Source organism: Streptomyces sp. (assembly GCF_031181555.1).
Classification (GTDB): Bacteria; Actinomycetota; Actinomycetes; order Streptomycetales; family Streptomycetaceae; genus Streptomyces; species Streptomyces fimbriatus.
Genome location: NZ_JAPSKQ010000254.1, coordinates 1 through 6,058, shown reverse-complemented (window position 1 = coordinate 6,058; position 6,058 = coordinate 1). Strand labels below are relative to the sequence as shown.

Annotated in this window: 6 protein-coding genes; 1 reads left to right on the top strand and 5 read right to left on the bottom strand. The window is 71.8% G+C overall.

Annotated features, from left to right (window positions below):
- From RIM90_RS29905 to RIM90_RS29885, 5 genes are all read right to left on the bottom strand, one after another.
- Window positions 1-841, bottom strand: an 841-nt coding sequence (locus RIM90_RS29905; RefSeq protein WP_309063873.1) for a type II secretion system F family protein, incomplete at its 3' end; no start/stop codon positions are given.
- A 14-nt stretch (window positions 842-855) separates the two neighbouring features.
- Window positions 856-1,809, bottom strand: coding sequence for a type II secretion system F family protein (locus RIM90_RS29900; RefSeq protein ID WP_309063872.1), 954 nt, complete (start codon window positions 1,807-1,809; stop codon window positions 856-858).
- A 52-nt stretch (window positions 1,810-1,861) separates the two neighbouring features.
- On the bottom strand, window positions 1,862-3,169 hold the full coding sequence (locus RIM90_RS29895) for an ATPase, T2SS/T4P/T4SS family (protein ID WP_309063871.1): 1,308 nt from the start codon (window positions 3,167-3,169) through the stop codon (window positions 1,862-1,864).
- Window positions 3,166-4,044, bottom strand: a complete 879-nt coding sequence (locus RIM90_RS29890) for a hypothetical protein (protein ID WP_309063870.1) — start codon at window positions 4,042-4,044, stop codon at window positions 3,166-3,168. The genes RIM90_RS29895 and RIM90_RS29890 overlap by 4 nt, the downstream gene beginning before the upstream one ends.
- A 17-nt stretch (window positions 4,045-4,061) precedes the next feature.
- Complete coding sequence (locus RIM90_RS29885) at window positions 4,062-4,790, bottom strand: hypothetical protein (RefSeq protein ID WP_309063869.1); 729 nt, start codon at window positions 4,788-4,790, stop codon at window positions 4,062-4,064.
- A 538-nt stretch (window positions 4,791-5,328) separates the two neighbouring features.
- On the opposite strand from RIM90_RS29885, the gene RIM90_RS29880 reads away from it, so the two are divergent.
- Window positions 5,329-6,057, top strand: coding sequence for a hypothetical protein (locus RIM90_RS29880; protein ID WP_309063868.1), 729 nt, complete (start codon window positions 5,329-5,331; stop codon window positions 6,055-6,057).
- Window position 6,058: the final 1 nt, after the last annotated feature.

Below are 6,058 nucleotides of genomic sequence, written 5' to 3'. Positions count from 1 at the left end.
GCTGCGCCACGAGCATCGACTGGGACTTCTCGCCCGCGCTGCCCTCGATCTCGGCGAGTTCGCGGTGCCGCATGGTCTCGGCGCGGGAGGCGAGGGACTCGCGCACCTTGGCGCCGTCGTCGGCGACCAGGGCCAGGGAGGCGGAGAGGTCCTTCAGTTCCTCCACGCCCAGCTCCTCCCCCAGCTGCCCCAGCGCCTGCCACTGGCTGATGCCGGTGATCCGGGCGTCCGCGAGGGCGTTGCGGATGCGCTGCGTCGCCCACCCGTCGGACACCTCGGCCGCCGCCATCAGCGCCTCGGGCAGGCCCCGGCCGCCGGCCAGGCTCATCGACACCAGGTCCAGGTACGCACCGATCACCCGGCGCAGGTCGCGCCGCTTCTCCGCGGCGTCCCGGCGTACCTCCAGGTCCGGCAGGAAGAAGAACAGCGCCGCGCACAGCAGGGCCAGCCACACGGGGATGACCGGGCTGGAGCTGAAGCCGAGCGTCCAGACGACCGCGAAGAGGAACGGGCCGAAGAACAGGCCCGTCACCGCCAGCAGCACCTTCGTCGCGAGGAACTTCTCCCAGCTGCGTTCCAGCACCGCCAGGTCCGCGCGCAGCGAGCGCTGCTCCCAGCCCTGCTGCAGATAGAACTCGGCGACCCGGGCGCCCACTTCGGCCCTCAGCGAGCCGAGACGGCCGGTGTCCTGCGCCGGGCGCGCCGACTCGTACGCCGTCCCTCGGGCCCGCATCGCGTCGATCCGGGCGACCTGGGCGATGGCGCTGCGCTTGGCCGGCATCAGCGCGCGGACCAGGGCGTAGACGCCCAGTCCGATGACCGCGCCGACGACGACCGGCATCGTCAGGTCGTCGCTCACCGTCGTACCCCCTCTTCCTGCTGGAGCGGCGCCTGCTGCGACGGGGCGCCAAACGTGCGGGGACGGACGAACCGCACCGCCGACTCGTCGCGCACCAGGAAGCGTTCGGGCGTCTCGATGGTGGACAGCTTGCGCAGCCACCAGAAGCCGAGGGCGAACAGGCCGCAGACGCAGGCGAGGACGAGCTGGCCGACGACCGTGCCGTACGGCTCGACGAAGTCGCGGTTGAAGACGGACAGGCCGAGGACGAACGCGATCGACACGGCGACGACGATCTGCACCGAGCGCCGGGTGGACGCCCGCTGCGCCATCACGCGCTGCCGCATGTCGACCTCCTCGCGCGCCGACTTGGCCAGCGCGCCGAGCACCTGCCGCAGACCGGGGCCGCGCAGCCGGGCGTTGAGGATGAGCGCGGCGACGATGATGTCGGCGGACGCGTCGTCGATCTCGTCGGCGAGCTGCTGGAGCGCGTCGGGCAGCGGGGTGCGGGCGCGCAGCCGGTCGACGAGCGCGTCGAGGTGCGGGCGCAGGACGGGCGCCGCGGCCCGGGCGGACGCCGGGATGGCCTGCTCCAGGCCGACCGCGCCGGCGATGGTGTCGCGCAGCGACTCGGTCCAGGAGGCCAGCGCCTCCACGCGCCGCATCGCGGCCCGCTCCTCGGCGGCACCGCCGAAGAGGCGGTCCCAGAAGAAGACGAGGACGGCGGCGGCGATGCCCGCGACCGTCCAGCGGGTCAGCAGCAGGACGACGAGGCCGACGATCGCGGCGAGGGAACCGCGCTGACCGGCGAACCGGATCAGCTCGCTCGCCCGTTCGCTCGCCTTCTGCTTCTCGTGCTCGGGCTTGGCGGGCAGGCCGCGCACGGCGACGGCGAACAGGGCCAGTCCGCCGCCGACGGCGACCCCGGACGCGAGCGCGTACAGGACGGTGGTGGAGAACAGGCCGCCCATGGAGCCGAGCGAGCCGATCGCGGCCAGGGGGGTGGTCGTCTGGGTCACCGGATCACCCCCACGTTCCGCTGGGCCGGTAGCCGTGGGCCATCAGTTCCTCCAGGCAGGCTATGGGGGCGTGCGGCACGACCCGGCCGTCGGGAGTCTCCGCGAACACCTCGCTGGACAGCACCCGGCCGTCGACGCCGTTGACCTCGCGGACGGAGGTGACCATGCGCTGGAGGCGGCCGCCGCTCTGGAAGCCGTTGCGCCGCTGGATGAAGACGACGAAGTTCACCGCGCCCGCGATCAGCATCTGGCTGGCCTCGATGGGCAGCCGCTCCGCCGCCTGCAGGGCGTAGGTGGAAATGCGGTTGAAGACCTCGCTGGAGCTGTTGGCGTGGATCGTGGACAGCGAACCGTCGTTGCCCTGGGACATCGCGTTCAGCATCGTCACGATCTCGTCGCCGAGCACCTCACCGACGATGACGCGGGAGGGGTTCATGCGCAGCGACCGCCGCACCAGCTCGGCCATGGAAATGGCGCCCTGCCCCTCGGAGTTGGGCAGTCGCTCCTCGAACGCCACCACGTTGGGGTGGAGGTCGGGGAAGGTGTCGAGCCCGAGCTCCAGGGCCCGTTCCACGGTGATGAGGCGCTCGTGCGGCGGGATCTCGTTGGCGAGGGCGCGCAGCAGCGTGGTCTTGCCGGCGTTGGTCGCCCCCGCGATCATGATGTTCTTGCGGGCGCGGACCGCGCAGGCGAGGAAGTGTCCCAACTCCGGTGTGAGCGTGCCGTTCCCGACCAGGTCGGAGATGAACACCTTGCCCATCCGCGCCCGGCGGATGGACAGCGCGGGCCGCCGGGCCACGTCCATGACGGCCGACAGACGCGAACCGTCCGGCAGCCGCAGGTCCAGCTGCGGATTGGCGGAGTCGAAGGGCCGCGACGACAGACCCGAGTACGCGCCCAGCACCTGAATGAGCTCGATGAGTTCCTCGTCGGTCTCGGCGACGGGTTCGCCGCGCACCTCACGGCCGTCGGAGTAGCCGACGAACACCTGGTCGCAGCCGTTGATGTCGATGTTCTCGACCTCGGGGTCGTCGAGCAGCGGCTGGAGCCGGCCGACACCGAACAGCGCCGCGTGCACGGCCGCCGCGTACTGCTCCTCGGTCTCGGCGTCCAGCGGCGTACGGCCCGCGTTGATCTCGGCGCGGGCGTACTCCTCGAGTATCTGGGCTATGACGGCACGGGCGTACTGCCGCTCGTCCTCGGTGGACATCGGCGTGACGCCGTTGACCTGGTCGAGGCGGCGCTGCTCGGCGATCCGGTCGCCGGCGTCCTGGCGGAACCGCTTGACCAGCTGGTGGTCGACAGCGGTCATCGGCCGGCCCCGGCACGGCCGTTCATCTGCCCCTGCTGGGCCTGGGCGTGCGCCTGCTGGGCCTGTGCGGACGCGGCCCAGGCGGCGCCGTACTGCTGGTACAGGTCGGCGGTCACCTTGCGGGCGGAGCGGATCAGCAGCGACTTGTCGAGCCGTCCGCGCCGGCGTCCGGCCAGCTGACCGGCACCGGCCGGGTCGTCGGCGAGGGTGCCGACCACGCGGGCGCCGGTCTGGGCGTGTACGAGCATGTCGTTGACCTGGGACGCGAGCTTGGCGGCGTTGCCGGTGTCGGCGATCAGGACGACGCCGATCGCCGGATTGCCCAGGTTCGCGGCGCCGCGCGGTCCGCCGTGCAGCTTGCCGGCCAGGGCGGCGGCACGGTCCCGCACCCGGGCGAGCGCCTCCGGCTCGGTGCGGGAGACGAGCAGGACGAGGGCGGCGTGCGGGAACAGCTCGACGGCCGGGGTGTCCCCGCTGACGCGTCCGCAGTCGGCGATGACGTCGGCGGGCGCGTGCGGGGAGTCGGCGAGCGAGGCGAAGGCGTGCCCGAGGGTCGGCCACAGTCCGGCGAGCCCGGCGGCCTGCTCGGCGATCCCGAGCCCGACGAGCACTTCGAGCCCGCCGCTCAACGGCTGCACGTGGTCCCAGAGTTGGTCGGGCACGAGCCCGCGCCGGGCCGTGGCCGCGATGGACAGCATCCCGGTGTTGGGGTTCAGCGGCCCGCCGTGCGCGGCGGCGCTGCGGTAGACGAGGTCACCGCCCGCCGGGTCGGTCTCGGCGAGCAGGACACGCCGCGGCCAGACCGCCGCGAGGGCGACGGCCGCGGTGGTGACGCCGGGGGAACCCTTGTCGGCGGCGAGGGCGATGAGGGCCATGGGTGCGGTGCCGCCTTCTAGTTGCCAGGAACGAGGACGAGCGCCACCTCGCCGTTGGAGGCGGCCTGGGTGAGTTCGGCGGCCTCGGCGCTGTCGACGAGCAGCGTCACGGGCTTGTTGGTGCTGCTGACGATGTCACCGCTCTTCGTCTCCTGGACGTAGTCCACGCGCGCCCGGTCCACGATCAGGGTGTTGCTGCCGCCGGTGGCGGAGGAGCCGGTGCCGTCGTCGGAGTCGGAGCCGGAACGGGCGGTGCCACCGACGCGGTAGGCGGCGACGGTGTCACCCGACTTCAGACCGGTCGGGTACTGCCCCTCCTTGAGGGAGAGACCGACGAGGGCCTTGCCCTCCGGGACGCTGGCCTCCTTGCCGAACATCTCGCCGACGGGGACGACGTTGGCGGGGATCGTGCTGACGGCCTTGAGCTTCTTCAGGGCCGCCAGCTGCGTCCACTCGATGTAGTGGATGCCCGGGTCCTCGGCGACCATGACGGGCTCGGTGTTGGCGTCGGTGACCGACTGCCCCGCGGGGATCTCCTCCGTGATCTTCACGACCTCGATCCGGTCCCCGGCCTGCAGCACGAGCATCGTGGCCCCGAGCGCACCGACGAGGATCAGCAGTACGGCGAGCGCGGCCAGTGCCGGTTTGCGCTCGCGAGGCGGTGTGGGAAGCCGGTCACCGACCGGCGGCTGAGCCGGAGCCGCGGAACGGCCGGCGCCCGCCCCCGTACGCTCTTGGATCTTCACGCAACCGCTCCCCGTACACCCAAGAATTTGTCTGCCAAGTGCCCTGAAATTCCCGACACTCCACCCGCATCCACTCGCGCACGGACATGCGGGACGTGCGGGACGTGCGGGATGCGCCCGCCCGACCTGGGCGGATAGCCAACGCTGAGGTGAGTGTCAAGCGATCGCACCGTATCAGCCACACATAAGCCCCTCAAGGCATACCTCGCCTCACGAGCGCCACCGCCCTCGCTGTTACTCACCTGCAACTTGAGTGTTGAACAACCCAGTTGGCGCGCGGCCGGGAAGCGGCTCACCCCCTGTGCGGGAGCGAACCGACGAACCGGCCGAACGGCCACAGCAGCCGCCCGATCCGTCACGGCTCGCCCATGAGGCCTGCACGATTCGCTCACGAGGGCCCGGCTTCACCATGCCATGATCTTCGCTCGGACCGGTGAACGGGACGTACGGGGACACGGGGGACTCGGAAGTGACGGAAGCGCAGACAGCGCCGGTTCCCGCTGTCCCCAGGAGTCGATCGACCCTCAAGGAGCCACCCATGAAGCGAGCCTCCTCGCTCGCCGCCTCCGCGCTTTCCCTCCTCTCCCTCGCCACGCTCACCGCGTGCGGTGGCGACACGGAGTCGGACAAGGCGACCGGCGAACCCAGGCCCTCCGCGTCCCGGACAGAGCGGCTCACGCCCGAGCAGCAGCTGGCGGAACTCATGGTCACGCCCGCCGACGTCGACGGTTTCTCGGTGGAGGAGCCCAGCGACGACTTCCTCTTCGCCACGTCCCCGGAAGAGGTCACCCTCGACAAGCAGGCCTGCGCTCCCCTGGCCCACGCGATGAACCAGCTCCCGCTCGGGGACCCGCGGGCCGACCTCACCCGGGTGCTGGCGGAGAAGGCGAAGGGCCTCGACAGCGCGCACACCTACGTCACCCTCACCGCCTACGGGGCCGGGGGCGCGCGGTCCGCCGTGGCCGACGTGAAGAAGGCCGTGGAGTCCTGCGGTTCCGGCTTCACGGCCGAAGCGAGCGGCGGCACCAGTGCGTACGACTCCGTCACGGCGGAGGAGGTCGCACCGGCCGGGGACGAGGCCCTCGGCTTCGAAGCGACGATGACCTTCCGGGGCGCCCCGCACACCCTGCACACCGAGGTCGTCCGCGACGGCGACGTCGTCGGCGTCTACTTCTCGGTCAACGGCCTGGCCATCGCCAACGCCAGGCCGAGCGACGCGGAACTGCCGCCGTCGGTGGTGAAGGCACAGAACGCGAAGCTGGGGTGAG

Bases quoted from the DNA above. Each gene is read 5' to 3' on its own strand.
- RIM90_RS29900 (WP_309063872.1), bottom strand. From the start codon at position 1,809: ATGGGCGGCCTGTTCTCCACCACCGTCCTGTACGCGCTCGCGTCCGGG.
- RIM90_RS29895 (WP_309063871.1), bottom strand. From the start codon at position 3,169: ATGACCGCTGTCGACCACCAGCTGGTCAAGCGGTTCCGCCAGGACGCC.
- RIM90_RS29890 (WP_309063870.1), bottom strand. From the start codon at position 4,044: ATGGCCCTCATCGCCCTCGCCGCCGACAAGGGTTCCCCCGGCGTCACC.
- RIM90_RS29880 (WP_309063868.1), top strand. From the start codon at position 5,329: ATGAAGCGAGCCTCCTCGCTCGCCGCCTCCGCGCTTTCCCTCCTCTCC.